Here is a 24,834-nt window from a genome sequence, read left to right on the forward strand (position 1 = left end):
CAACGCGGTGGCTGTGCCGGTCTGTCTGCGCCTTCCCCTACCTGTGCGGTTCAGGGAGGACGGCCGCGGACAACGCGTCCTTGGACGACGGTTCAGAGTGTCGTGGCGTCCGGTGCGGGAAGCGTGTCGCTCGGGACCTGGGTCAGGGCCGACGCTCCTCCGTCCACCACGTGGACGCCCCCGGTCATCCATGACGAGGCGTCGGAGGCCAGTAGCAGGGCGAGCCCCGCCAGGTCGTCCGGCCGGCCCCAGCGGCGCATCGGGACGGAGTTCTCCCACGCGGCCACGGCAGCCGCGGGCCGCGGGCCCGTACCGCCGATGTTGGTGACCACCGGCCCCGGTGCCAGGGCGTTCACCCGGACTCCGAAGCGCGCGAGCTCCAGTGCGGCCTGGCGGACCAGGCCGACCACGGCCGACTTCGAGGCGACGTAGGGATAGCTGACGCGGGGCTCCGCGCGCAGGCCCGCCGTGGAGGCGGTGACGACGATGCTGCCGGACCGCTGCTCCTTCATGACACGGGCGCAGTGCTGGAGGCAGTGGAAGAGGCCGTCCAGGTTCACGTCCATGATCCGTCGCCACTCGGCGAACGAAAGCTCGTCGATCGCACCGCCTGGCTGGAGGAGGGAGGGCGCGCCGTTGACTCCCGCGTTCAGGAACGCGATGTCGAGACGGCCGGAGGCCGCGACGATCCCGTCCACGAGGGCGCGGACGGCGTCCGGCTCCCGCACGTCGCACACATGCGGGACCACCGTCCCGGTCGCGGTCCCTGTCCCGGATCCGTTCCCGGTCAGTGTCCCGGCCGCCTCGTGGACCGTGTCCGACACGTCCGCGAGGTGCACCGTGGCTCCCTCGGCGGCGCAGGCCCGGGCGACGGCGAGGCCGATGCCGCTTCCCGCGCCGGTCACGAGCACCACCTGCCCGTCGATGCGGAGAGTGTCCATCCGATCAGTCTTCCTTTCGAATCAGCACGGTTCCGGCCGTCCCGTCGACGTCCGCCACGACTCCGGTGCGCAGTGACCCGGTCGTCTCCAGACCGGTCACCGCCGGAACGTCCAGGACGACGAGACCGAGTGCGAGTTTGCTGTTCATCCGCGTGAACACGATGGCGCAGGGCGCGGTCCCCTGCAGCTTGGCGAGGTGGAACTGGCCCGACCAGCCGGACGACCCCTTGGCGCCCGGCAGCACCAGCACCGTGCCGGCGACGCTCTGCCCGTGCTGGGGGTGCCGGCTCTCCACGATGGTGCCGGTCCTGGGGTCGATGCCGCCCCAGCCCGACACCGGAGCGGTGCACAGCAGTACGGGTCCGCTCGCTTGTCCGGCGACGACACCACGGCCCCGGAGCAGCTCAGGCATCGGGCCACCGGCCTTCCAGCGCCGCCGTGACACAGGTCCGTACGCTGCCGAACCAGCCCTGCACGCCCGTGATCGCGGGCAGGTAGTGCGCCTGCTTCGCCGAGTCCGTGGCGAACACTCTCGTGCCGGGAGGCAGGAACTGCCCGATCGCCGGGCAGGTGTCGGACAGCACGCGCCCGCCGGCCTTCTCGATGGTCTCGACGTAACCGCTGCGTTCGGCAACCGTGCGCAGTGCCCTGGGGGTGAACACCCACAGGGCCGTGGAGTCCGCGATCCGCCGGCCGTCCAGCAGCCGGGCCACCTCACGGACCTGTTCCAGCGAGGCGTGCGGGCAGCCGATCATCACGAAGTCCACGTCGTGGTCGGCGGCGGTCCGGCACAGCGACGCCAGGGTCCCGGCGCGCGCGGCGGCGTCGAAGACAGAGACCGCGGCGGGTTCCCGGCCGCTCAGTGCCTCCCCCACCGTCCGGGCTTCCGGGGTGACGCCGGGCAGGTGGTACATCTCGACGTCGCCGGAGGAGGCGGCTGCCGCGCCGAACTGCTTGAGCTGTACGGGCGTCGGCGTACTCCCGAGGAGTCCGGGGCCGGTGAGGGCCGGCACGGCGTCCTGTACCTGTTCCCCCACCCAGTAGCCGAGGATGTTCCAGTCCTCGGTGGTCACGACCGGGTGTCGTACGTCGATCAGGTGCGTGGCCCGGCGGTGTCCGTCCAGGTGGTAGCCGCAGTACGGGGTGCGGCCGGTCAGCATGGACGCTGCCGAGGACTCCCGGCCCTCGGTGTTGGTGCGGGCGCCGAGCACGGAGTTGATGTACACGACCGCGGAGGACTCCATCCATGCGCAGTGCTCGCCGAACCGGGGCACATTGCCCACCTGGTAGGGCGTGCAGGTCGAGAGCAGATCGACGCCCTTCTCGGCGAGGTAGCGCTCGCTGTCGTCCATCGCCGCCGCGTCGCTGGGCGCGATGCCCTGCAGCTCCCACTGGTCACGGTCGCGGGGTCCGATGAGCTGGCAGCTGTGCGCGCGGAACGGCGGCACGTCGACCGTCTCGTCGAGGTCGAGTGAGAAACGGGAGAACAGTGCGGCCGGGTCGGTGGTGCCGAGGACGCGGGCATGCCGTGGCCCGAAGAGGTTGGCACCGCACACGTTGTCGGTGTCGATGAGGCGCTCGGCTCCCATCAGGTCGCCGTAGCGCACCAGGAGTTCGAGCGCGGCCGCGACCGCCGGGCCGTGTTCACCGGCCAGCATGCGTTCGTCGGCGGGACTCAGCATCATGAGGGCCTCACAGCGTCAGACATGCGCCCTCCCCTTCGAGTTCGGCGCGCAGCTGCACGGTGTCGACCTCGTCGACCGTGCCCCGGGACTTGAGCGCGAGGTGGGCGGCCGTACCGGCGGCCTGCCCCATGGCGAAGCACGGGCCGGCGACGCGGGCTGCGGACTGGCCCCCGTGGGTCATCGACGCGCAGCGTCCGGCGACGAGCAGGTTTCCGGGTCCTTCGGCGGGGACGAGCATGCGGTACGGCAGCTGGTTGTAGCCCACCGGGTCGTCGCCGTAGGGCCAGCGGATGTCGAGGTCACCGTCGACGTGGGCCTCGACCGGCCAGCCGTTGAGGCCGATGGAGTCGTCGAAGCGGACGCAGGAGCGGACGTCGTCCTCGGTGAGCACGTACCGGCCGAGCAGTCGGCGGGTCTCGCGGATGCCGATCTCGGGACCGATGTCGACGATGTAGGACCGCTCGAAACCCGGCAGGTTCTCACGGATGAAGCCGAACACCTCCTGGGACTGCGCACGGCCCTGCACCTCGCCGTGCGTGAGCTGCCAGACGTCGGTGCCGTCGACCGCGCTGCCGTCCGGATTGCGCAGTTGGGTCGCGTTGGCCCGCCACTCGATGGCGTCGCGCTGGGGACGCACGATGGCGCCGCGGCGGGGGAACCGGGGCCGGCCCGCGGCGACCGCCTCGTCCATCAGCCGGGGCAGCGTCTTCCACGCGGGCCCGGCCCGCTCGTCGTCCACCGCGTTGATACGGAACATGGTCGACGGGTACAGCATGTCGCCGTACGGGTCGGCCTTCTCGTGGCTCGTACCCGACCAGGCGATGAGGTCGCCGTCCCCGGAGCAGTCGACGAAGACCTGGCCTCGCAGGATGCCGCGGCCCGACTTGGACTCCACGACGACCGCTTCGATGCCGGACGGGCCGGTGAGCACGCCCACCGCGAAGGCGTGGTAGAGGAGTTGGGCTCCGGCGGACAGGACGTGGTCGTCGGCGGCGCTGCGGTAGGCCGGGATGTCGTAGGCCTGTGCCTGGATGCGGTCCGCGAACGACAGGTGCGGGGCGCGCAGTCCGCCCAGGCGGTCGATGCGCTCCAGCAGTTCGGTGGCATGCCCGCGGACGGTCAGGACGTGCTCGCCGTGGACGTTGGAGTACATGCCGCAGAAGGTGGACAGCCCGCCGCCTGTGCCGGCGCCGCCGAGGTATCCGCTCTTCTCCACCAGCAGGGTGCTGCGTCCGGCCCTGGCGGCGGCGGTCGCCGCGGCCAGTCCGGAGGGGCCGCCGCCGAGGACGACCACTTCCCACTCGCCGAGCACCGGTGTCTCACGGGTGGGTTCGGTGACGTAGCTGTTCACGGGGTGGCCTTCCTGTCGGCGCCTGCGGTGGTGGTCCAGTGCTCGGTCAGCAGTGCGTGGAACCGGTCGGGAATCTCCTGGGTCAGCAGGTGTCCGGCACCGGGCAGGGCGACGTGCCGGGCGTCGGGCACGGTGTCGGCGATGGTCCGGGCGTGGTGGGCGGGGACGACGGCGTCGGCGAGCCCGTTCACGGCGAGGACGGGGCACCGGATGCCGGCCAGCCGGTCGCGCAGGTCGATGCCGGCGACGGCTTCGCAGCAGGCCGCGTACCCCTCGGGGGCGAGCCGCCCGACGCCATCGACGGTGTCCTTCATCAGGGCCGTCGGCTCCTGGGCGGCGGCGGGGGCGTACCAGCGGCCGAGCAGGCCCGAGGTGGCCGCCGTCATGCCCTGTTCGCGGACCGCCGCGGCGCGCCGCCGCCAGAACTCCGGGTCGTCCGCGAAGGCCGGCGCGTTGACGGTGACGAGGCTGCGTACCCGCTCGGGGTGGTCGGCCGCGAGGGCGAGCCCGACGGTGCCGCCGAGGCTCACTCCCACCACGTCCGCGGACTCGATCCGCAGCGTGTCGAGCAGGGTGACGGCGTCGCGGACCAGGCCGGTGAGATCGTACGGTCCCGGGGGCACCGGTGATTCGCCGTGTCCGCGGTGGTCGTAGGCGATCACTCGGCGCCCGGCGCGCAGGCGCGTGCGCTGCGGTGCCCACATCGCGCCGGTGGTGCCGAGAGAGGCGGAGAGCAGGACCGGTTCGCCGGTTCCCTCGTCGGTGAAGGCGGTCACGCGGCGGCCGCCGCTCGGCGGCCGGCCTTGGCCTCCTGGATTCCGCGGTGCACACGGGTGCGCAGTTCGGCGAACTCCGCCGTCGAACGGCTGGTGACCTGGTCGCGCTCGGCCGGCAGCCCGATGGGGACGTCGTCGAGGATGTGTGTCGGCGACGCGGACAGGACCAGGACGCGCTCGCCCAGGTAGACGGCCTCGTCGATGTCGTGCGTGACGAACAGGGTGGTGATGCCGAGGGTCCGCCACAGGGACCGGACGAGATCCTCCAGGTCGGCGCGGGTCTGCGCGTCGACGGCGGCGAAGGGTTCGTCCATGAGCAGCACCTGCGGTTCGTACGCGACGGCCCGGGCGATGGCGACCCGCTGCTGCATACCGCCGGAGAGCTGCCAGGGGTACGCGTCACCGGAGTCGGCGAGGCCCACGGCGGCCAGGGCGTCGGCGACCAGCCGGTCGCGTTCGTCGCGGGGCAGGCCCTTCTGGCGCAGGGGGAGGTCGATGTTCTGCCGCACCGTCTTCCAGGGGAACAGGCTGCGGCCGTACTCCTGGAAGACCACGGCCATCCCGGGCGGCGGCCCGGTCACGGGGGCGCCGTCGAGCAGCACCTGGCCCGCCGTGGGGGTGAGAAGACCTGCCAGGCACTTCAGGAGTGTCGTCTTTCCCGCGCCGGAGGGGCCGACGATGCAGGCGAACTCGCCCCGGGCGACGGAGAAGGTGATGTCGCCGATCGCCTCGACCCGGCGGCCGGAGGACTCGTACACCTTGTTCAGGCCCTTGACGTTGACCATGTCTGTCATCAGCCGTTCCTCTTCTGTGACTCGCGCAGGCCCAGGTACCAGCCCAGGGCCCGCTTCTCGACGACGGTGAACAGCGCGGACAGTGCGAACCCGATGAGGCCGAGCAGGATGATGCCGCTCCACATCTGGGGGATCGCGAAGGTGCGCTGGAACTGCACGATGCTGAAGCCCAGGCCGTTGGTGGCCGCGAACATCTCGCCGATGACCATGAGGATCAGTCCGATGGACAGGGCCTGGCGGAGTCCGGCGGCGATCTGTGGGGAGGCGGCCGGGAGGATCATGTGACGCAGCCTGGCGCCGCGGGTGATGCCGTACGTGCGGCAGGTGTCGACCATGACCTCGTCGGCGGCGCGGACGCCCTCGACGGTGTTCAGCAGGACCGGCCACACGCAGCCGGAGACGATGACCAGGACCTTCGCCCCGTCGCCGATGCCGGCGACGATGGCGATGACCGGAACCAGAACGGTCGGCGGGAGGGCCCGCAGGAACTCGAGGACCGGTTCGGCACCGCGGCGCAGTACGTCGGTCAGGCCGAGCGCGACACCCAGGGCCACCCCGAGAACGGCGGACACGAGGAATCCGGCGAGCAGCCGGACCATGCTGGGCACGACGTCGTCGACGAACCGGCTGGAGAGCCACAGGCGGCGGAACCAGTCGAGAATGTCCGGCAGCGGCGGGAAGTAGTAACTGGTGCTGTTGACGCTGGTGACCCACCACAGGGCCACGAGGGCCGCGGGCAGTCCGAGCGCGTACAGGACGCGGCGCAGGATGTTCATCGGGCGCCCTCCGATCGCCGGACCGAGGGATGCCAGCCGAGGACGGCTCGCTCCACGTAGCGGAAGCCCGTGTTGACGATGACTCCGAGGACGCCGGTGACCAGGACGAGCGCGAACATCTCGGTCGTCGCGCCGCTGCTCTGCGCGACGGAGATGAGCTGGCCGATGCCCGGGGTGCCGATCACCAGTTCGCCGGTGATGGCGAGGACCAGGGCGACCGAGGCCGCCAGCCGGATCCCGGTGAAGACGAAGGGCAGTGCGGTCGGCCAGATGACGTACCGCACCCGGCCCCAGACGCTGAAGCGGTAGGAGCGGGCGGTGTCGTGCGCGACCGGGTCGATGTCCTGGACGCCGTAGAGCACCTGCACGAGCACCTGCCAGAACCCGGCGTAGACGATGAGCACCACTCCGGACTGGTAGTCGGTGCCGAAGATCAGGATGACTGCCGGGATGAGAGCCACGGAGGGAATCGGGCGCAGGAACTCCACCGTGGACGCGGTGATCGCGCGCAGGACCGGCACCAGGCCGATGAGCACGCCGGCCACCACGCCGGCGGCAACGGCGATCGCCAGTCCGACGGCCCAGGTACGGACCGTGCGTCCCAGTGCCTCCCACAGTGCGGAGTCGCCCGCCTGACGGCCGAGTTCGGCCAGGACGGAGCTGAGCGGAGGCAGCGCGTCGCCGGCGATGAGGCCGGTTCGGGGGACGACCTCGGCGGCGAGTGCGGCGAGGACGATGCCGACCAGCGGGGCGATACGGGGCCGGTGCGCACGTTTCGCGCGCGGGGGCGGTGCGGCCGGGGCCTCGCTCGGCCGGGTCGCGTCGAGCACTTTCATCAGGCTCCTCCGCGGGTCTGCCCACAGGTGTTCGCGCAGCCCTGGCGGGCGAGTACGGAGCCGCAGGCGGGGCTGGTGACGGTTCGGTCGTAGATGGACAGCCATCCCGGGGTGCGGACGGTTTCGGCCGCGGCGGGCTCGCGGCCGGCCAGGGTGTCCGGGTCGACCTCGAGGTCGACCGTGCGGGTGCTGAGGTCGATGCTGATCAGGTCGCCGTCGCGGACCCGGCCGAGCGGTCCGCCGATGGCGGCCTCGGGTGAGACCTCGCCGACCACGATGCCCTTGTTGACCAGCCCGGAGAGCTGGCCGTCGGTGACGACCGCGACCTTCTCGCCCAGCTCGGCGCCGTCGAGGGCGAACACGAAGGCGGAGGCCATGGCCATGCCGGGGCCGCCGTGCAGGCCCATGCCGCGCAGCACGACCACCTCGCCGGCCTGCACCTCACCGGCGGCGAGGCCGTCGATGGCGGTTTCCCGGGAGGAGTAGCAGCGGGCCGGACCGCGGAACGTGGTGGGGCGCTCCTCGTCGACGGGCAGCTTGACGATGGATCCCTCGGCGGCCAGGGAGCCGCGGAGAATCACGATCGAGGGGCGGCTGCTGAACGGGGCGGCGAGCGGCCGGATGAACTGCGTGTCGGGGGCCGGTGTCTCCGCGACGAGTTCGCCGAGCGGCCGGCCGGTGACCCCGACGGTGTCCAGATCCAGGAGTGGCGCCAGGGTCGCGAGTACGCCCCGGGTGCCGCCGGCGTCGTCGAGCTGCTCGACGAGGTGCGGGCCGTTGGGCCGCACGGCGGTGACGACGGGGACCCGGTCGGCAAGTTCCTCGTAGAGGCGCCACACGTCGACGTCCAGTCCGGCTTCGACGGCGACGGCCTGGAGGTGCTTGACGGAGTTGATCGAGCCGCCGACGGCGAGCATCACGGTGACCGCGTTGCGGACGGCGGCCGGCGTGAGCACGGAGCGTGCCGTCCGTCCCTCGTGGACCATGCCCACGACGCGCCGGCCGGCCTCCCGTACGGCATCCCACATGACGGTGCCGTTCGCGCGGGTCGGGGTGGTGCCGGGCAACGCCATACCGAGGGCTTCGGCGGCCATGTGCATGGTGTTGGCGGTGCCCATTCCGGCGCATACTCCGGGCCCGCGAATGGCGTGCTCGGACATGGCGAGCAGGTCCTCGGCGGAGGTGCGTCCCAGTGCGGTGTGGCCCGCGTGCAGGAAGACGTCCTCGATGTCGGGGCCGCCGTCCTCGTGCAGGGCGCTGCGCTGGTAGCCGCAGGCGACGATCAGGGTGGGGACGTCGAGCCTGCCGCCCGCCATCATGTGGGCGGGCGCGGTCTTGTCGCACGAGCTGAGGCACACCATGCCGTCGAGCAGGGCGCCTTCCACGACCACTTCGATGTCGTTGACGATGAGGTCACGGGTGGGGAGCACGTACCGGCCGCCGGCGCCGGCGCTGGTGACGAAGTCGGCCGGCGCGGCGGTACGGATCTCGAAGGGGAGGCCGCCCGCGGCACGGATGGCCTGCTTGAGCACCGGCACTATGTCGTCGAGGTGGGCGAAGCAGGCGGCGAGGTCCGACGAGGTGTTGACGATGGCTATCTTGGGGCGGGCCATCTCCTCGTCGGTGATGCCCAGTGAGCGCCATTCGGCTCGCCGGACGGCCCAGCGGGAGCTGCCTGCCGGCAGGTCGCTGCGGAGTGTGGTCGTCATGTCAGCCGGCCGCCCCCGACCACACCAGGTCGTCGTAGGAGATGTCACCGTCGAGGAGGCCATGCGTACGGGCGGCCTTGACGAACGCCTCGACGGACGACGGGTCGATCTTCGGCGAGAAGGTGGGCAGGGTGACCTTCTGGGCCACAGCCGGGTCGATCTTCATGAACGAGGCCAGCTGGGCTCTGGTCTCCCGGGGGTGGGACTCGGCGTAGGTGAGTGACTCGTCGATGGCGGCCTTGAGCGCGGTGAACAGCTTGGGGTTCTTCTTCACCTGCTGTTCCGAGGTGAAGTAGACCGACGTGGTCAGGCTGGTCTTCGCCATCTCCAGGTAGGGCGAGGCGATGACCCTGGTGTCCGCGCCCGCGGCGATGGTGTCGAAAGGTTCGGCGGTGACCATGGCGTCGATGTCGCCCTTGCCCAGCGCGGTGACCGCGTCCGGGAAGGGCAGTTCGACGAAGTTCACCGCATCCGGGTCACCGCCGTCGGCGCTCACGGCCACGTCGCCCAGCATCTGCAGCAGGTTGTTGAGCGTGTTGACGCTGACCTTCTTGCCTGCGAGATCGGCGGCCGACCTGACCGGGCTGTCCTTCGGGACCCGGATCATCGTGACGTCCTTGCCCGCGACGCCCGTGGAGTTGGATCCGGAGGCTATGACCTTCAGCGGAAGGCCTTTGTCGCGGGCGGCCAGGACCGAGACGATGTTGCTGAACGCGAACTGGTACTGACCGCTGACCACCGGCGGGACCAGAGCCGCGCCGCCCTGGGCGGTCTTGATGTCCAGCTTGATGCCGTGCTCCGAGAAGAAGCCCTGCTTCTCCCCCAGGTAGAGCGCGGCGACGTCGATGACCGGGATGAAACCGGCCTGGACGGTCACCGGGGTCTTGGACGAGGGGTCCAGGCCGGCCGAGGATCCGCCGCCACCGCCGCAGGCGGTCAGTGACAGGGCCAGCCCTGCCGCGGCGGCCAGCGCCGTCCGCCTCCGCATGATCGGGAACTCCATCGTTCCTCCACTGAATGGGGGTCCGGAACATTCGGACCCGGGGTGCGATGGAAGCGACCATACATATCTGTACACCTGTGCGCTAGACGCACGCACAACCGTTCGCCATGCGTACACTGCTGGTCGCACCCCTCCGGCGGATGTGGGACAGTAGGCGCCGCAACAGCGCCGAGACAGGAGATGACCTATGGAGCCGCTCGAAGTCGAGCCGGTCGACGCGGACTTCGTCCAGTCGCTGGCACGCGGGCTGGAAGTGATCAAGGCCTTCGACGCGGAGCATCCGTCCCGGTCTCTCAGCGACGTGGCACGGGCCACCGGGCTCTCCCGTGCCGCGACCCGGCGCTCACTGCTGACCCTGCAGAAACTCGGCTATGTGCGCAGCGAGGGAACGCTGTTCGGCCTCACCGCCAAGACCCTCGAACTGGGACACGCCTATCTGCGGGGGCTCTCGACCCCGCAGATCGCCGAACCGCACCTCAAGGACCTGATGCGCGACGTGCGTGAGACCACGGCGCTGTCCGTGCTCGACGGTGACCATGTCGTCCATGTCGCCCGCGTACCGGCCGGTGGAGTCATCAGCGTGTCGATAAACGTGGGTTCCCGTTTCCCCGCCTACGCCACGGCCATGGGACGGGTCCTCCTCGCCGGTCTGGACGAGGCCGCTTTCGGGGACTACCTGGGGCGGATCGACCTTCAGCCACTGACCGACCGCACCGTCCGCGACACCGCGGAGCTGCGCGCGATCATCGAGGCGACCCGCAAGAACGGCTTCTGCGTCGCGGACCAGGAGCTGAACCAAGGACTGCGGGCCGTGGCCGCACCCGTGCACGACCGGTCGGGGGCCGTCATCGCCGCGGCCAACATCGCCGTCAGCGCGGGCATGCGCAGCCTCGACGAGCTGCGCGACATGGTGCCCCGGCTCCAGGCCTGTGCCGCGGACATCGAGACGGACCTGCACCTGGTCGCGGGCCCCTGAACCGGCACAAACCGGTTGGGTGCCGCGGAGGCCCCGCTGTCATGACCGGGTGACTGTGGGCTGTGCGGCACCGGTCGGTAGGGCTTCGACAACTCGGCCATGGCACGGCCACGTAGCGGGGCCATGGCACCGGGGCCCTCACGGCGTTGCTCCATGCGCATCCTCGAGGGCTTCGCCGGTCTCGCCGTCGACGGCCAGTTCCGTAGCCGATACGGCGGCGCCCCAACGCCACGGCGCCGCCGGAGGACAGATGCGCGGTGGTCGCATGGGCCGCGTCAACGGTCTGGGTGACGCGCCCGCGGTGCCAGAGACCGGCTACGGACAGCCACTCGTAGGGGCGGGCAAGAACTACCTGATCGTCCTTCAGCCGTGCCGCGACGGCGCGGACGGAGGGCGCGGTGAAGTTCTCCAGCCGCTTGCGCAACAGCGCCGGTGAGCGCGGACTCGTCCCAGTGCGGGAAACCGGTTGGGGGCCGACTCGGCCTAGCGTCCAGCCGTGACCAGCGGGGGCGGGCGTAGCCTTGACGTCGGCAAAACGCGCCAGGACCTTCTGCACAGTGCTCCCACCTGCGCGGTCGATGTCTATGGTGACCTCGATGGACCGATGCCCGAGTAGACGTGAGACCTCAAGGACGAGCCGATCTTCACCGGGTTCCGCGTAGGCCGACGGCGGAAGCTCGCCGTGGTAAGCGGCTCTCGCCGGCAGGGTGGGAGACTCGTGCATATCGCCGCTCTGGCCAGCCTTTCACAGACGGGACGGAGTGGGCTGGGCGTTCCTGTGTCGCTCCTGCGGGTTGAGTCCTGGTGGCACATTCGGTTGTCGATTCGCGGGCCCTTGCGGTCTTTCACTGGTGAGGAAGCACATGACGAAGGTGTGGAGTGTCTGCGGCGGGCTGCGGCCTGGGCTGCGGAGACGGGTGTGACGGGGCAGGGCCTGACGCGGGCGCTGACCGACCTCCTGGAAGCCAGTCACGCGGCGCCCTTCGAGCAGCTGCCCCGTCTGCTCGACACAGCGGCGAAGGAGGCCGGTGTGGGCGGGGCGCGGCTGTTCGTGGCGGATCTTCAGGAAGAGGTGCTGCGTGAAGTCACCGGCATCGGCCTGAGCGCAGGCAGCGGAGGCGAGGAGTTTCGGATCGAAGGCACGTTGCCGGGCCGCGCCTACCAGCTCGCGGAGATCACGGCACCGGCCCGCGGAGGGGCGTGCTGGGTGCCGGTGCGAGACGGGGCCGAACGTCTGGGGGTTCTGCATGTCGGGCCCGGTCACGGGGACGGAAAAAGGCCCGATGAGGAGGTGATGCGGGCGCTGGCCTCGATGGCCGGGTTGCTGCTGGTCTCCAAGCGGGCCAACAGCGACTCCCATGCCCGGCTGATCCGCGTCCGGCCGATGGGGATACCGGCGGAACTGCAGTGGAGCATGATGCCGCCGCGGACATTCGCCGACCCGCGAGTCACGGTCAGCGCCTTCATGGAACCGGCCTACGAGGTTGCCGGGGACGCCTTCGAGTACGCGGTGGCCGATGACGTCCTGCACCTGGCGGTCTTCGACGCGATGGGCCACGACACGTCTGCCGGTCTGACCGCGGCCCTGGCCATGGCGACCTGTCGCAGCCATCGCCGGGTCGGCGCCACCATCCCCGCAGCCAGTGCGGCCATCGAGGACACCCTCGTCGAGCAGTTCGGGCACAGCCGCTACGCCACCGGCATCCTCGCCGACCTGGAACTGGACACCGGTAAGTTCAGCTGGGTCAACCGCGGCCACCTGCTACCGGTACTGATCCGCGGAGGTCGCTGGGCCAGTACGCTCCACTGTCCGCCGGCCGGACCGATGGGCGGCGGCTTCAACCTGCCGATCAAGCAGTGCACGGAACAGCTGGAGCCGGGCGACCGGCTGTTGCTGTTCACCGACGGCATCACCGAAGCCCGTGACACGGACGGTCGTGAGTTCGGCGTGGAGCGCTTCACCGACTTCATCATTCGCCACCACGCCGACAGTCTGCCGGTGGACGAGACGCTGCGGCGCCTCATGCATGCGGTCATGGACTACCACCACGGACGGTTGGAGGACGACGCGACCGTCCTGTTCTGCGAATGGCACGGTCCGGACGCCTCCGGAGGGTGAGCCCGAGGAGGCGGGCTGCTCGACCCGCCGTCGGGCGCGCGTAGCCAAGGCACCCGCGCGCATGTGGAGGCGCTGGAGGGGCTTACGGATGTCCTCGGCGTCGACGAGACCGCACCGATCGTCAGCCTGCTGCCCAACCTGCTGATCGGCGTCATCTTCGGCCTGGCCATGGACGACGAGGTGTTCCTCGTTTCCGGGATGCGTGAGGCGTGCGTCCACGGTGCCGGCCCCACCGAAGCGACCGTCACCGGGTTCTGCCACGGCGCCCGCGTGGTCACCGCCGCCGCCATCATCATCATGATCTCCGTGTTCGCCGGGTTCCTCCTCGACGACATCGCCCAGGTGAAATCCATCGGCATGGGCCTTGCCACCGCGGTCCTCTTCGACGCCTCCGTCATCCGCACGACCCTCGTCCCCGCGGTGATGACCCTGCTCCGCGCACAGGCCTGGGCACTTCCCCGCCGGCTCGACCGCCTCCTGCCAAGGTCGACGTGGAAGGCGAGAAGCTGCGTCAGGTACTGGCCGGACACGACCTCCAGCCCGGCATCCCCGCCCAGAACGAACCAAGAGCCGACGCCGCCCGCCCCCTTCGGGTAGGCACACCCCCGGCACGCCCGGCCCCGCCTGGCTCTTTTGACAAGGACTGCCCGACGCGGCCGTTGATGGCCCAAGTAACCGGCCGGTGGGGCGCGTTGATCATCGCTGCGCTGGTTCCTGGACCGATGCGCTTCTCCGGCCTTCACCGGCACATCGGCGGCATCAGCCAGAAGATGCTGTCGCAGTACCTCAAGTCGGTGGTGCGATACGGGTTGGTCGAACGCCTGGTGGAACCGACCGTCCCGCCGCAGGTCACCTACAGCCTGACGCCACTCGGACGGAGCCTGGCGCAGCAGCTGTGCGCGCTGCTGAGCTGGTTCAGCGCCAACACCCCGGCGCTGGAGGCCGCCCAGCAGAGCTACGACGCTGCCGATTCCCCGGCCCGGTAGCAGCGGGTCACGGGACCACTTGCCGGCGCGCCATCGGCCTCCCGACGGCCGAGCTGAACTCTGTGGACGCGGCGCAAGCGCCCGCCCGGTGATCGGCATCACGGCTACCGTGAGCAGGCCCGTTGGAACATCTGGGACACCGACGCCACCGTCGTCCAGCAGTCCTTCGTCCGGGGAGTGACCGACGCGGGCGGGCCGTCATCCTCTCGCCGGACAACCGGGACGTCGATGTCCTGGACCGGCTGCACGGACTGCTCGTGCTCGGGGGCCTGGACATCGACCCGGCCCACTTCGGACAGGCCCGCCATCCGGCCACGGACCAGGCCCGCCCCGACCGCGACGCCGGGGAACTGCTGCTCCTGGGCCGACGGTCGGCTTCGAAGCGAATGTCCCCGCGCCGGCCGTCTGCGCCGGAGCACTCGCCCCAGACCCGGCTGCCAGCCTCGGAGCGCTCGCCCTCACTCTGGCCATCGGCGTCGGAACACCCGCCATCACGCCGCCCCGTCGGCCCCTATCCAGAGAGTGGACGGCCTCTTGGTGAAGCGGGGCGGCTGCTGTACAACTGGGCCATGCTTTCCGAGCCCTTGATGCGACGCCTGGTCACCGACCTGTGCCGACGCCCGGGCTCGTGTTGTCGCTGACCTGGTCTTCCTGACCCGTCGCGCCGTTCGGTGAACCCACCAGGCGAGGACGGTTCCCGCGCCCTGCCGCAGGGTGCTCTCCCCGCTGACTTCAGCATCACTCCCGCCCGGAGCCCGCCGCCCATGCCGATCGGCAGCCGCTCAGGTCCCGGCGCCCCATGGAGGACGTCCATGTCCACAACTCCCTCTCTGGACAAGCCCGCACACCCGGCGCCCGCCGACGAACCCCCCGAATCCCGCACGCAGGTAAGAGGATTGTGGGTTCGCGCGAGCCATGTCGCGCTGCCCTTCGGCTCGCTGCTGCTCTTCCTGGTCCTCTGGCAGGCGCTGGCGGCGAGCGGGACCTGGAGCGAGACGCTGGTTCCGCCGCCGGCAAAGGTGTGGGACGCGTTCATCGACGTGTCCACGACGCACGACGGCGTACGCGGTTACAACGGCACCTTTCTCATCGAGCACCTGGGCATCAGCCTGCGGCGCATCGCGATCGGAGCCGGCATCGGCATCGCCCTCGGCGTGCTCTTCGGGCTGCTCATGGGCACCGTCGGCTGGCTGCGCTCCCTCTTCGAGCCCTGGATCACCTTCCTGCGGACGCTGCCGCCGCTGGCGTACTTCTCGCTGCTCATCATCTGGCTGGGCATCAACGAAGAGCCCAAGGTCACCCTGCTGGCGGTAGCCGCGTTCCCGCCGGTTGCGGTATCCACCACCACAGCCGTGTCGGCCGTGTCGAAGAGCCTGGTCGAGGCCGCCCGCGCACTCGGCGCCTCACGCTGGGACGTCGTCCGGGACGTCGTCATCCCGTCCGCCCTGCCGGAGACGCTCACCGGCATCCGGCTCGCCGTGGGGGTCGCCTACTCCTCCCTCGTGGCAGCCGAGTTGGTCAACGGTCTGCCCGGCATCGGCGGCATGGTCAAGGACGCCGCCAACTACAACAACACGCCCGTGGTGCTCGTCGGCATCATCGCCATCGGGGTCTCCGGCCTGATCATCGACGGCTTGCTCCTGCGTTTGGAACGTGCGGTCGTGCCCTGGCGCGGTCGCACCTAGGCCCCCTCCTCGCACGGAATCCCCCGCCACTCCCCCGCACCCAGAAGACCAGCCCCGCTCCGAGTCCCGCCCATCTCCCCCGCACAGAAACGGTTCCGCGATGACCCGTGTTCCCCAAGGCCCCTCCCGCCGTCTCCTCCTCGCCGGTGCCCTGGCCGCCGTGTCCGCGGCCGTCACCGGCTGCTCCTCGGACAATGACGGGTCCTCCGGTGGCTCCAAGCGGCTGCGCATCGGCTACTTCGCCTTCCCCAGCGGCGACTTGATCGTGAAGAACAGAAAGCTGCTGGAGAAGGCCCTGCCGGACTACAAGATCACCTGGATCAAGTTCGACTCCGGCGCGAGCGTCAACCAGGCCTTCGTCGGCAAGTCCCTCGACATCGCCGCGCTGGGCTCCAGCCCGTTCGCCCGCGGAGTGTCCGGCAGTTCGCCGATCCCGTACAAGGTCGCGTGGATCCTCGACGTCGCGGGCGAGAACGAGGCCCTGGTGGCACGCAAGGCCGGCGGCATCACCGATGTCGCCGGCCTCAAGGGCAAGAAAATAGCCACGCCCTTCGCCTCCACCTCCCACTACAGCCTGCTGGCGGCGCTGGACACCGCCGGTCTCAAACCGTCCGACGTCCAGCTCATCGACCTGCAGCCGCAGCCGATCCTCGCTGCTTGGGAGCGGGGTGACATCGACGCCGCCTATGTCTGGCTGCCGACCCTGGACGAACTGCGAGAGAGCGGCACCCAGCTCACCAGCAGCAAGGACATCGGCGCGGCGGGCAAACCGACCCTCGACCTCGCGGTCGTGTCGGACGAGCTGATCGCCAAGGACCCGGAAGCGATCGACGCCTGGCGCAAGGCTGAGGCCGAGGCCCTGCGCCTGCTCAAGTCCGACCCCGACGGCTCGGTCGAGGCCGTCGCGGCCGAGCTGAACATCAGCGCCGCCGACGCGAAGGCACAGCTTGCGCAGGGGGTGTTCCTCACCCCGGAGGAGGTGGTGTCCGCCGACTGGCTGGGGGCTGAGGGCAGTCCCGGCAAGCTCCTCTCGTACATCAGTGACACGGGTGGGTTCCTGGCCGAGCAGAAACAGATCGACGCCGCACCGCTACCGGACTCCGTCCGCAAGGCGTTCTATCTGAAGGGGCTTCCCGATGTCCTCCAGTGAGATCACCGGGACCGCCCAGATCGAGGAAGCGCAGGGAGTGCCCGCCGAGCGCGCCGGATCCGTCCGCCTCGACCGAGTCACCCACCGCTACGGGCGCGGCGGCGACGCTGTCACCGCCGTCGGGCCCGTCGATCTGACCATCCCGGCGGGCGAGTTCCTGGTCCTGGTGGGCGCCTCCGGCTGCGGCAAGAGCACACTGCTGCGACTCATCGCCGGCTTCGAAGAGCCCACCCACGGTTCGGTACGGGTCTCCGGCATCGCGCCGCGGCCCGGCGAGACCGCCGGGGTCGTGTTCCAGACCCCGCGCCTGTTCCCATGGCGGACGGTGCGGGGCAATATCGACCTGGCGCTGCGGTACGCGGGGGTCGGCCGCGCTCAATGGGCGGAGCGGCGGGCGGAGTTGCTGGCCCGCGTCGGCCTGGAGGGCACCGAGGGCCGACGCGTCTGGGAGATCTCCGGCGGTCAGCAGCAACGCGTCGCCATCGCCCGGGCCCTGGCAGCGGAGAACCCGCTGCTCCTGCTCGACGAGCCGTTCGCCGCGCTGGACGCGCTGACCCGGGAGCGGCTCCAGGAGGACGTCCGCCGGGTGACCGAGCGGACCGGGCGGACCTCGGTGTTCGTAACGCACTCGGCGGACGAGGCGGTGTTCCTCGGCTCCCGCATCGTGGTGCTGACCAGGAGCCCCGGCACCGTCGCCCTGGACCTGCCGATCACCCTGCCGCGCGGCGACCTCGACGCCGAGGAACTGCGCGGCTCCCGCGAGTTCGCCGAGCTGCGCGCGCAGGTGGCTCACACCGTCAAGGCAGCCGCGGCGGCGTGATCCCGTTCCCAGGAGGGGTAGTACGCGGGTGAGCATCAGCGACCGGCCCGCGGCGAGGCGGCTGCCGGTCATCGACCTCGGCCCGCGCATCAGGGCCGAGGTCCACGGCATCGACCGCGCCCGCCTCGACGACGACCGCGTCACCGCGATCCGAGAGGCCCTCGTCCGGTACAGGGTCCTCTAGGTGAGCAAGGTGGTGTCTTTCGCCGACACTTCGTACGGCGGGGTCGTCACGGCGCAACTCCGTCTCCCGCGTAGAGGTAGCCGCCGGGGTTGGCGGGGTCCGCGATCAGTAGTACCTGATCACCGGCGCGGGGAATGCGCAGTTTCGAAACAAGGGTCTGGAGCGTGAACGGGTCGGCGCCGGCCCCGGTCAGCTGGAGGACAAGGTCGACGACGGGGTCGTAGTTGATCAGCTTGCCGGTGTCGCTGATCGACACGACGACGGCGGGGATCGTCGGTACGCCCATGGCGAGCAACTGCTGCACGGCGGCACCGGAGTTGTACGCGCCGATCGACTGCTGGAGCTTGGCGTAGTCCTCGCCGCCGAGCGTCGCGCGCGTCATACGGCCGTAGAAACCCTTGCCGCCGGCCACCTGCTCCGCGATCTTCGCGGCCTTCTCCTCGCGGCTCTTGCCCTTGCCGAAGATTCCCATGCTGTGCCTGCCCTTTCGGTCCGTTCTGCCTGATGGGGTGGACGTTAGGAGGCGGGCAGCGCCTACCGATCCCAGGTTCGACCGCCAGTTCCCCCAGGACGTACGCTCGGCCCATGCCGTTCCCGAGCCAGCCGTCGACCGGCGAGCGCCGTCCTCGCGCCATGGTCATCGACAGGGCTTGGCGCGGCCTCGGGCCGGGTCCCCAAGCGCTGAGCGGGCCCGGTGGCGCCCCGCTGACCCGGACGGTCAAGCTGATCGTGCTGCCGCTGATCGTCCGGCCGGCGCTGCGTCCGGAGCTCGCCGCCGACTTCTTCGACGCGCGGGAGGCGGAGCAACTCGACTCACTGATACGGGAGTCCGGTGCGGTTCTGGAAGCGACGGCACGGTGGTTCACGCTGCTGAAGAAGACCCGCCGGGCGCTGGGGATCGTGGCAGGCAACCCCCAGGACCTGTATTTCCAGCGGTGCTTCGAGCTGGCGACCGAGCACGGGGCGCCGGGGCCCGGCGCGGACGCGGTGGCGAGGGCGGTACTCGAAGACGTCGTCGACGCTTCCGGCGGACGGACCGTGGAGGCGCTGAAGGAGCATCTGGCGAACGCCGCCCGGCGCGCCCGGCTCGACGCCGAACTGACAGCGGCGTGGGACGGACACGAAGCCGCACCGGGCGCCGCCGATACGAGCCTGGCGGACGAGGTTCTCCAGGCCTGCGGTGCGGCGGGGGCCGATTCACCGGCCTTCGCCGCCATGGTCCGGGCCGGGCACGGCAGCCTGCTCGGGCGAGCCCTGTGGGCGGCATACCCGGCTGACGTCTGGGACCGCGCCGATATACCTCCACACCTCGGACTGACCGCGCACCGCGTGCCGCCGCGCCCCGAGGTCGGGCGGAGCGCCTCGACCGCCACACTCCCCGCGCCGTTCGACCGCACGCTCTTCGAGCGGCTCTTCACCGTGCTCCAGACGTCGGCCCACCGCGAACACCTGCCGACCGTGCCCGAACTCGTCCGACGGGAGGTCGACCGCAGCTGCGCCCCGCTCGGCCTGAACGACGAGAGTCTCCGCGTGACAGTCGTGCTCGGCGGGCGACTCGCGGTGGGCCTCGACCCGCTGGGCGCCGGGACCTCCGTGGCGGGATCGACGGCGGCACACCGCATCGTCAACAGCCGCTGGCAGCGGGAGGCTTCGGTCCTCCGAGCCCGCAGGATGACCGTCTCCCCCGGCCCCGACCCGGACGGCGGTGTGCTCAACGCCCTCGCCCGGGACCTGCGCACCCCATGGGCCGCTTACATGCGGCGCCTCTGGGTGCGGCTCCACGGGCGCGACGTCCGCGACGCGGCCCTGCCCGACGCGGCATCGGCCTGGAGCGTGCTCGACGGGGTCGCCCGCTCGGTGATGATGGACCACCGCGCACGAGTCCGTACGGCACTGCGCACCCTGTCGGTGGCCGCCGAGCCCGCCGCCGAGCCGAGGAGCGCGTGATGCCTGAACAGCGCCGTGCCATCACGCGAGCCGAGGACCGCACCGTACTCATCGCGGGAGCCGCCTCCACCGGTCCCGCCTTCACCCGCGCCGTCCTCGAAGTCGCGGGCGCCGTCCTGACCTGGCCCGCCCTTGACCCAACAGGTCTGCCGGCAGCGGAGATTCACGACGTGGAGCAGGCCCAGCAGTGGCTGTGGGCGGTCTACGGCGAGCGTACGGCCGCCGCCGTCGAAGCCGTCGCGTCGGGAACACCCGCCGCCGAGCTGACGCTGCCAGAGCAGCTCACCGCGCTCGCCGAGGCCGCCGCCCGCCTCGCGCTCGGGCACTGGGCGGCCCGCTGGTGGCCGACATCGCACCTGGACGGGATTCCCGCGCTCGAACCGAACGTGCTGGGGCTGGAGTTGGCCGCACTGACCCACGAATGCCAACAACTCCTCGATGAACAAGGAGAGTTGGAGGGAATCGAACTGCTGGGAGGGCACCTGGCCGCGCTCGGCCCGCTGATCCAGTGGCGGCAGTCAGCGGCCCCTCCTCGCCAACTGGACCGCGCCCTACGGCTGATCGATGACGCGGCCGACAACGCCGGGCTGGACGGGGAGGCACTGCGGCGCCTCCGGTCAGCCCTGGAACGGGACCACGGGCCGACCGCCACGCCGTTCGAGCCCGCCGAACTTCTCTCACAGCAGCAGGAGTTCGCTCTCGCGGCGGGTGATCTCCGCACGGCGACCGGCCGCTTGATCGCCCGGGGCTCGGGGACCAACGACTGGTGCCGTTATCCGCCCGGCTTCGTCGACGCGGCCGAGGAGGCCGTGTCCTGGACGGCGTACGCGCTCGGCGCCGGGCGGCGGATAGAGGTCGAGGTCGTCGCCGACATCGCGGCCCCCGTGGGCGGGGTGCACCTCGCGGCGGAGGTCCACGTGGACGGCAGCCCGCCGAGCCGCGTCGCGCTGGCCAGGCGGGACGACGTGTGGGCCGGTCGGGCGGACCTCGACATCCCCGCCTCGACGACACCGGGCATCGAAGTCGGCATCCTGCTGCCGGGGTTCGACCCGGGGCCGGGTACCGATGACCGCGCGGCACGTGAGGCAGTACGAGCCCTGGCCCTGCACCGACTCAGTATGGCGGCGGCACCGCACGACGGCGAGGCCGCACATCCGGCCCCGTTTCTCGCCGAGATCGCGGCTGCCGCTTCCGTGGAGGAGGACTTCTGACCCATGCCGGAAGACTCGGAAGACGCAGCGGAACAGGACGAGCGGGCGGCAGGGCTCAGCTACGGCGAACCCTTCGACAGCGGCTTCGCGCTCGCCGAACGCCATCAACTCACCCCGGATCTCCCGGCAGCACTGGCCGTCTACGGCGAACTCCTCGCCGTGGCCGAGTCCTTCGAGGACTCCCCCGACGTACGACTTCTGCGCGGGCACCTGTTGTCCGACATCGGGACGGTTCAGCTCGCGGCCACGGATCTGCCCGAGGCGGCTCTGTCCATCGGGCGGTCCCTCGATCTGGTGCGGGGCATCGCGTCCGTGCCGATGGGACCGAACGGCCGCCGACTGTGGCTGGAGATCCTGTTGAAGACCCTGCTGGCCAGGGTCGAACTACTGCGCAGGACAGGGCGGTTCGACGAGGCGCAGGAGGCGATGGACGAGGCGACGGCCCTGATGCCGGAGTTCGACGACCCCGAGGGGCTGCGCACCGCGGAGATCGGGCTGAGCCGGGTGCATCTGCTGATGGACCGCAGCGCGTGGGGCGCGGCCGAGGAACTGGCATCCGCGCTGCTGGCAGACGCGCCCCTGGCTGAGCCGTATCTGCTGGACTGTCTGGGGGTCGTCTGCGCCTCGACCGTGCGGTTCGAGCAGGCGGAGGACTACTTCGCCCGCGCGGAGGAGGCCTACCTGACGCTGGGCCACCACGCGGGGCGCCATCAGCTTCTCTCCCACCGGGCGTACGCGGCATTGCGGGCCGGCAATTTCGACCGCGCTGAGGAGTTGTACGCGGAGGCCGCCGAGATCTTCGAACGGCAGGCCCAGGCAGAGGACTTGGCGGTCTGCGAACAAGCCCGCGCCGCCATCGCGGCACACCGCGGGGACACGGTCGGCGCTGCCACTCTGACGGCGTCCAGCCTGGCCCGCTTCCAGCAGGTCGGTGCCGCGATCGCCGCGGCCGACACCATGCTGATGGGCGCCCGGCACGCGTACGAACGGGGCGACATCGACGAGATGAAGCGGCTCGCCCAGGGCGCGCGGGACGTGTACCAGGAGCGCGGGGTGTACGAGCGGTGCGCCCAGGTGGACCTGATGCTCGCGCGAACCCTTGAGGACAACCTGAACCGGACCGACCACGGCGTCCACGAACGCACCTCGATCGCCGACGCGCTCTCGCTCGCCCTGCCCGCCGCCCTGACGCTGGAAGCGGCCCGCTACGACTTCGCCACCGCCCACGCCCGCAGCCAGTGGCTCCAACTGGCCGACGAAGCGATGCAGTTGGTCTTCCGCCTGGCCCTCCGCAGCAACGACCAGGGGCTGATCTTCGAGCTGGTCGAACACCGGTGCGCGGGCGCCTCCCTGGCGCTGAGCCGTACGTCCACCGCCGACAAGGCGGCGGTCTTCCCGGACGCCGCCATGAAGACGTACGCCTCCGATGACGGCGCACCCCTGACGCTCGGCGGCATCGCGGCCGAGGCCGCCGCCTCCGTCGGCCTGCGGGTCGCACCGCCACCGAAGATCGCTATGTCGGCGAAGGCGGGCGGGCGTACCGCGCTCCAGGAGTACGTCCAGGCAGCCGAGTTCCGCTATCACCGGCGGATCGTGAGCGAGGAGGAGGTGCCGTTCTGTCCGCCCACGATCTGACCGACCCGACCCGTCCGGTGGTCCAGGTCCGCCTCGCCGACGCCGGTGACCTGCACATGACCTGGACCTGGGCCCGCGGAGCCCAGGGCTTCGGTACCGGGTACGCCCCGGGGCCGGACGTGGACGAAGCCGTCCGCGCGCTGGCCGCCGAACTGCCGGGCGGTGACACGGAAGGCATGCGGCGCGCGTTCGAGTCCGGCGCGCTTGCCACGTACGAAGAAGAGTGCCGCCTCTCCCACATGCTGGCCGAGGTGGTGTGGCCGCCGGGTCTGACCGACCAGATCCGCGAGGTGTCCGCCCACCTGGGCCGTCCGCTGATGCGACTCCAGCCTTCGCCCCGGGTCGCCCAGGTCCCGTGGGAACTGCTCGCCGTGGACGGTGACGACAGCGACGTACGGCTGATCGACCTCGTGGACATCGCCACCACGGCACCCGCGTCACTACGACAGGCAGGCAGCACCCCGACCGGTCGGAACCCGGACTCGGACGCCGTGGTTCTCGTCCTGGACCCCCGCGTCCCGGGCTTTCGCGCCGACTCCCCGCTCGGCTCGGTCCTGGGGCAGCCCGGCGCGGACCCGGCGCTGCTGTCCCTCGTACAGCGGAGGCTCGACGCGGGCACCGTCGTACCGTCCGTCGCCACCCCCGCCGAGGCCTTCCGCCGCACCGACCTCGACCGCGACTGGCTGGGCGAGGTGCTGCGCAAGGGTGCCAGTCGCCTGTTGTACGTCGGTCACGTCAGCGGCGCCCCCGTCGAGGGCGGGCAGAGCGAGGACGGCACCCTCCATCTGTGCTGCGGTCCGGAGACCACGGGGATGACCGAACCGGTGCGCACCCACCGCCCGTTGTCCGCCAAGGACCTTCTCCTGGGCACGCTCCCGCTGCGCGCGGACGGCGCGCCGGGCGCTCAACTCTGGCCCGCACCGCCGCGCGTCGCGCTGATCGCCTGCGAGAGCGGCGGCGATCTCCGCTTCGCCGAGTCCTTCGGCCTGGCGACCGCGATGATCCACAACGGCGCCCAACTGGTCACCGCCACCCGCTGGGTGCTCCCCACCAGCTTCGCCTTCCACCGCCTGGCCGGCCTGTCGGAGTCCGTACGCCCACTCACGGAAGCCGTGGTCGCCGTGGACGCGGCCCACGAGGACCACGACCCGGTCCGCCACCTCGGTGCCTGGCAGCGACAGCGGCTCGACCAGTGGCGCGCCGACGGCCGGATCGAGCACTCGCCCCTCCTCTGGGCCGCCCTGACCTGCATCGTCAGGTGAAGGGCCAGGGGTGGTGGAGGCAGTAACCGCCCATCCCGATCGCGGCGATCCCGGTGACCAGCAGGGAGACGACGAACCTGATGTGCGACGTGCGCTCATGGCGTTCGTGGTCGGGGTCGGCGGTGAGGAGGGACGGGTCGGCGGGCGCGTAACGGAGTGGGATGTCACGGCCGAAGGACCTGGCGATGTCCCTGATGCCCTGGGTGCACAGCGCTGTGATCTCGACGCCCTCGTGGGTGGTGAAGGCGACGACGGAAGCGTGGCTGACGCTCTCGCCGCCTTCGGCGTCGGAGTGGATGTCCCTGGTTACGGCGACCACGCGACCCCGGACGGTGACGCCCTCGGCCAGTTGAGCGGCACGGGCGCGGGCGTACTCGCCGTCCCGGCTCAGCGCGAGGATGACGAACAGCAGGCCACCGACGCAGATCAGCCCCCACTGCCAGCCCCACGCGAAGAACGACTGGACGACCAGTCCCAACACCAGCAGGATCACCATGCAGTTCGGCCCGCCGGTCCCGGAGGTGCGCCCCTCCCTGTCCAGCATGAGATAGAACCGCTCCGGCCGCCGCCGCGGAAACCGGACCGGGAACTCCTGCCCCACCCAGGCCACCAGCACCCGGTCGCCACGCTTGTTCTCGTGCCGCAGCCTGAACTCCCGCCCGGTGCCGGGGTCCTGGTACACGATCGTCACCCGTATCCCGTGCTCGCCTGACTCACCGTGTCCCGGCGGATCCATTTCCACGACCCGAGCCGTCACCCACACCGCCCGCTGCGGCCGGGTCAGCCCGGCCAGCGAACACGCATAACCCACCAACGCCAGCCCCGCGGGCACCGTCCACCACAGCCCGAGCATCTTCTGCAGGTCCATACGGCGAGGCTCTCGCCGCCGGAACTCCTACCGATCCCAGGTTCGCCTCGGGCCGGCAGTCTCTCTGAGACCTGCGAAGGCCGGGTGCACTGGCCCCGACGTACATCCGCGGCTGCCTCC

24 protein-coding genes and 1 pseudogene are annotated in these 24,834 nt (G+C 70.9%); 13 read left to right on the forward strand and 12 right to left on the reverse strand.

What is annotated here, in order from left to right; all coding sequences use genetic code 11:
• Positions 1-92 precede the first annotated feature (92 nt).
• The 10 genes from ACIP79_RS38865 to ACIP79_RS38910 are packed head-to-tail and all read right to left on the reverse strand — an operon-like array spanning position 93 to position 9,871.
• Positions 93-941, reverse strand: a complete 849-nt coding sequence (locus tag ACIP79_RS38865) for an SDR family NAD(P)-dependent oxidoreductase (RefSeq protein ID WP_401231740.1) — start codon at positions 939-941, stop codon at positions 93-95.
• Positions 942-945: 4 nt separating this feature from the next.
• Positions 946-1,353 carry an aconitase X swivel domain-containing protein gene (locus ACIP79_RS38870; protein ID WP_401231742.1) on the reverse strand — a complete coding sequence of 136 codons (408 nt, stop codon included), beginning with the start codon at positions 1,351-1,353 and terminating at the stop codon, positions 946-948.
• Complete coding sequence (locus ACIP79_RS38875; RefSeq protein WP_401231744.1) at positions 1,346-2,626, reverse strand: aconitase X; 1,281 nt, start codon at positions 2,624-2,626, stop codon at positions 1,346-1,348. The genes ACIP79_RS38870 and ACIP79_RS38875 overlap by 8 nt, the downstream gene beginning before the upstream one ends.
• A 7-nt stretch (positions 2,627-2,633) precedes the next feature.
• The gene (locus tag ACIP79_RS38880) at positions 2,634-3,977 is read right to left on the reverse strand and encodes an FAD-dependent oxidoreductase (RefSeq protein WP_401231746.1); all 1,344 of its coding nucleotides are present in this window, start codon (positions 3,975-3,977) and stop codon (positions 2,634-2,636) included.
• The gene (locus ACIP79_RS38885) at positions 3,974-4,753 is read right to left on the reverse strand and encodes an alpha/beta fold hydrolase (protein WP_401231749.1); all 780 of its coding nucleotides are present in this window, start codon (positions 4,751-4,753) and stop codon (positions 3,974-3,976) included. The genes ACIP79_RS38880 and ACIP79_RS38885 overlap by 4 nt, the downstream gene beginning before the upstream one ends.
• Positions 4,750-5,538 carry an ABC transporter ATP-binding protein gene (locus ACIP79_RS38890; RefSeq protein WP_401231917.1) on the reverse strand — a complete coding sequence of 263 codons (789 nt, stop codon included), beginning with the start codon at positions 5,536-5,538 and terminating at the stop codon, positions 4,750-4,752. Before ACIP79_RS38890 ends, ACIP79_RS38885 begins: the two co-directional genes overlap by 4 nt.
• Before the next feature lie 8 nt (positions 5,539-5,546).
• Positions 5,547-6,323: an ABC transporter permease gene (locus ACIP79_RS38895; RefSeq protein WP_401231751.1), complete on the reverse strand. Its 777-nt coding sequence runs from the start codon at positions 6,321-6,323 to the stop codon at positions 5,547-5,549.
• Entirely contained in the window at positions 6,320-7,159 is an 840-nt protein-coding gene (locus ACIP79_RS38900) for an ABC transporter permease (RefSeq protein WP_401231754.1), read from the reverse strand. The genes ACIP79_RS38895 and ACIP79_RS38900 overlap by 4 nt, the downstream gene beginning before the upstream one ends.
• Entirely contained in the window at positions 7,159-8,868 is a 1,710-nt protein-coding gene (locus tag ACIP79_RS38905; RefSeq protein WP_401231756.1) for a dihydroxy-acid dehydratase, read from the reverse strand. Before ACIP79_RS38905 ends, ACIP79_RS38900 begins: the two co-directional genes overlap by 1 nt.
• Position 8,869: 1 nt before the next feature.
• Positions 8,870-9,871 carry an ABC transporter substrate-binding protein gene (locus ACIP79_RS38910; protein WP_401231759.1) on the reverse strand — a complete coding sequence of 334 codons (1,002 nt, stop codon included), beginning with the start codon at positions 9,869-9,871 and terminating at the stop codon, positions 8,870-8,872.
• Positions 9,872-10,058: 187 nt separating this feature from the next.
• On the opposite strand from ACIP79_RS38910, the gene ACIP79_RS38915 reads away from it, so the two are divergent.
• From ACIP79_RS38915 to ACIP79_RS38955, 9 genes and pseudogenes are all read left to right on the forward strand, one after another.
• Complete coding sequence (locus ACIP79_RS38915) at positions 10,059-10,847, forward strand: IclR family transcriptional regulator C-terminal domain-containing protein (RefSeq protein ID WP_401231761.1); 789 nt, start codon at positions 10,059-10,061, stop codon at positions 10,845-10,847.
• Between the two features lie 919 nt (positions 10,848-11,766).
• Entirely contained in the window at positions 11,767-12,966 is a 1,200-nt protein-coding gene (locus ACIP79_RS38920) for a PP2C family protein-serine/threonine phosphatase (RefSeq protein ID WP_401231764.1), read from the forward strand.
• Between the two features lie 81 nt (positions 12,967-13,047).
• Positions 13,048-13,478: pseudogene (locus tag ACIP79_RS38925) on the forward strand (MMPL family transporter); the annotation flags it as partial.
• A gap of 150 nt (positions 13,479-13,628) precedes the next feature.
• The gene (locus tag ACIP79_RS38930; protein ID WP_401231920.1) at positions 13,629-13,952 is read left to right on the forward strand and encodes a winged helix-turn-helix transcriptional regulator; all 324 of its coding nucleotides are present in this window, start codon (positions 13,629-13,631) and stop codon (positions 13,950-13,952) included.
• Positions 13,953-14,074: 122 nt separating this feature from the next.
• The gene (locus tag ACIP79_RS38935) at positions 14,075-14,593 is read left to right on the forward strand and encodes a gamma-glutamyl-gamma-aminobutyrate hydrolase family protein (RefSeq protein WP_401231766.1); all 519 of its coding nucleotides are present in this window, start codon (positions 14,075-14,077) and stop codon (positions 14,591-14,593) included.
• A gap of 171 nt (positions 14,594-14,764) precedes the next feature.
• Complete coding sequence (locus tag ACIP79_RS38940) at positions 14,765-15,637, forward strand: ABC transporter permease (protein ID WP_401231769.1); 873 nt, start codon at positions 14,765-14,767, stop codon at positions 15,635-15,637.
• A gap of 100 nt (positions 15,638-15,737) precedes the next feature.
• Positions 15,738-16,787, forward strand: a complete 1,050-nt coding sequence (locus ACIP79_RS38945; protein ID WP_401231770.1) for an ABC transporter substrate-binding protein — start codon at positions 15,738-15,740, stop codon at positions 16,785-16,787.
• A complete protein-coding gene (locus tag ACIP79_RS38950; RefSeq protein WP_401231773.1) occupies positions 16,774-17,607 on the forward strand; it encodes an ABC transporter ATP-binding protein in 834 nt (277 codons plus the stop codon). Before ACIP79_RS38945 ends, ACIP79_RS38950 begins: the two co-directional genes overlap by 14 nt.
• A 28-nt stretch (positions 17,608-17,635) precedes the next feature.
• Positions 17,636-17,791, forward strand: a complete 156-nt coding sequence (locus ACIP79_RS38955; RefSeq protein ID WP_401231776.1) for a hypothetical protein — start codon at positions 17,636-17,638, stop codon at positions 17,789-17,791.
• Positions 17,792-17,837: 46 nt separating this feature from the next.
• On the opposite strand, the gene ACIP79_RS38960 is transcribed toward ACIP79_RS38955, so the two are convergent.
• Positions 17,838-18,263 carry a hypothetical protein gene (locus tag ACIP79_RS38960; RefSeq protein WP_401231778.1) on the reverse strand — a complete coding sequence of 142 codons (426 nt, stop codon included), beginning with the start codon at positions 18,261-18,263 and terminating at the stop codon, positions 17,838-17,840.
• 113 nt (positions 18,264-18,376) lie between these two features.
• Here ACIP79_RS38960 and ACIP79_RS38965 point away from each other — a divergent pair, with 113 nt between their 5' ends.
• The 4 genes from ACIP79_RS38965 to ACIP79_RS38980 are packed head-to-tail and all read left to right on the forward strand — an operon-like array spanning position 18,377 to position 23,846.
• A complete protein-coding gene (locus ACIP79_RS38965; protein WP_401231781.1) occupies positions 18,377-19,738 on the forward strand; it encodes a hypothetical protein in 1,362 nt (453 codons plus the stop codon).
• Positions 19,738-20,949, forward strand: coding sequence for a hypothetical protein (locus ACIP79_RS38970; protein ID WP_401231784.1), 1,212 nt, complete (start codon positions 19,738-19,740; stop codon positions 20,947-20,949). Before ACIP79_RS38965 ends, ACIP79_RS38970 begins: the two co-directional genes overlap by 1 nt.
• Before the next feature lie 3 nt (positions 20,950-20,952).
• The gene (locus ACIP79_RS38975) at positions 20,953-22,584 is read left to right on the forward strand and encodes a hypothetical protein (protein WP_401231786.1); all 1,632 of its coding nucleotides are present in this window, start codon (positions 20,953-20,955) and stop codon (positions 22,582-22,584) included.
• Positions 22,585-22,601: 17 nt separating this feature from the next.
• Positions 22,602-23,846, forward strand: a complete 1,245-nt coding sequence (locus ACIP79_RS38980) for a CHAT domain-containing protein (RefSeq protein ID WP_401231788.1) — start codon at positions 22,602-22,604, stop codon at positions 23,844-23,846.
• Here ACIP79_RS38980 and ACIP79_RS38985 read toward each other — a convergent pair.
• Positions 23,839-24,714, reverse strand: a complete 876-nt coding sequence (locus tag ACIP79_RS38985; RefSeq protein WP_401231791.1) for a DUF3592 domain-containing protein — start codon at positions 24,712-24,714, stop codon at positions 23,839-23,841. The genes ACIP79_RS38980 and ACIP79_RS38985 overlap by 8 nt on opposite strands.
• Between the last annotated feature and the right edge of the window lie 120 nt (positions 24,715-24,834).

Origin of the sequence: Streptomyces sp. NPDC088747, assembly GCF_044751025.1 — a bacterium.
Lineage (GTDB): Bacteria > Actinomycetota > Actinomycetes > Streptomycetales > Streptomycetaceae > Streptomyces.

Bases quoted from the DNA above. Each gene is read 5' to 3' on its own strand.
- ACIP79_RS38900 (WP_401231754.1), bottom strand. From the start codon at position 7,159: ATGAAAGTGCTCGACGCGACCCGGCCGAGCGAGGCCCCGGCCGCACCG.
- ACIP79_RS38910 (WP_401231759.1), bottom strand. From the start codon at position 9,871: ATGGAGTTCCCGATCATGCGGAGGCGGACGGCGCTGGCCGCCGCGGCA.
- ACIP79_RS38875 (WP_401231744.1), bottom strand. From the start codon at position 2,626: ATGATGCTGAGTCCCGCCGACGAACGCATGCTGGCCGGTGAACACGGC.
- ACIP79_RS38895 (WP_401231751.1), bottom strand. From the start codon at position 6,323: ATGAACATCCTGCGCCGCGTCCTGTACGCGCTCGGACTGCCCGCGGCC.
- ACIP79_RS38865 (WP_401231740.1), bottom strand. From the start codon at position 941: ATGGACACTCTCCGCATCGACGGGCAGGTGGTGCTCGTGACCGGCGCG.
- ACIP79_RS38930 (WP_401231920.1), top strand. From the start codon at position 13,629: ATGGCCCAAGTAACCGGCCGGTGGGGCGCGTTGATCATCGCTGCGCTG.
- ACIP79_RS38945 (WP_401231770.1), top strand. From the start codon at position 15,738: ATGACCCGTGTTCCCCAAGGCCCCTCCCGCCGTCTCCTCCTCGCCGGT.
- ACIP79_RS38960 (WP_401231778.1), bottom strand. From the start codon at position 18,263: ATGGGAATCTTCGGCAAGGGCAAGAGCCGCGAGGAGAAGGCCGCGAAG.
- ACIP79_RS38975 (WP_401231786.1), top strand. From the start codon at position 20,953: ATGCCGGAAGACTCGGAAGACGCAGCGGAACAGGACGAGCGGGCGGCA.
- ACIP79_RS38965 (WP_401231781.1), top strand. From the start codon at position 18,377: ATGCCGTTCCCGAGCCAGCCGTCGACCGGCGAGCGCCGTCCTCGCGCC.
- ACIP79_RS38985 (WP_401231791.1), bottom strand. From the start codon at position 24,714: ATGGACCTGCAGAAGATGCTCGGGCTGTGGTGGACGGTGCCCGCGGGG.
- ACIP79_RS38870 (WP_401231742.1), bottom strand. From the start codon at position 1,353: ATGCCTGAGCTGCTCCGGGGCCGTGGTGTCGTCGCCGGACAAGCGAGC.
- ACIP79_RS38950 (WP_401231773.1), top strand. From the start codon at position 16,774: ATGTCCTCCAGTGAGATCACCGGGACCGCCCAGATCGAGGAAGCGCAG.
- ACIP79_RS38915 (WP_401231761.1), top strand. From the start codon at position 10,059: ATGGAGCCGCTCGAAGTCGAGCCGGTCGACGCGGACTTCGTCCAGTCG.
- ACIP79_RS38940 (WP_401231769.1), top strand. From the start codon at position 14,765: ATGTCCACAACTCCCTCTCTGGACAAGCCCGCACACCCGGCGCCCGCC.
- ACIP79_RS38890 (WP_401231917.1), bottom strand. From the start codon at position 5,538: ATGGTCAACGTCAAGGGCCTGAACAAGGTGTACGAGTCCTCCGGCCGC.
- ACIP79_RS38905 (WP_401231756.1), bottom strand. From the start codon at position 8,868: ATGACGACCACACTCCGCAGCGACCTGCCGGCAGGCAGCTCCCGCTGG.
- ACIP79_RS38970 (WP_401231784.1), top strand. From the start codon at position 19,738: ATGCCTGAACAGCGCCGTGCCATCACGCGAGCCGAGGACCGCACCGTA.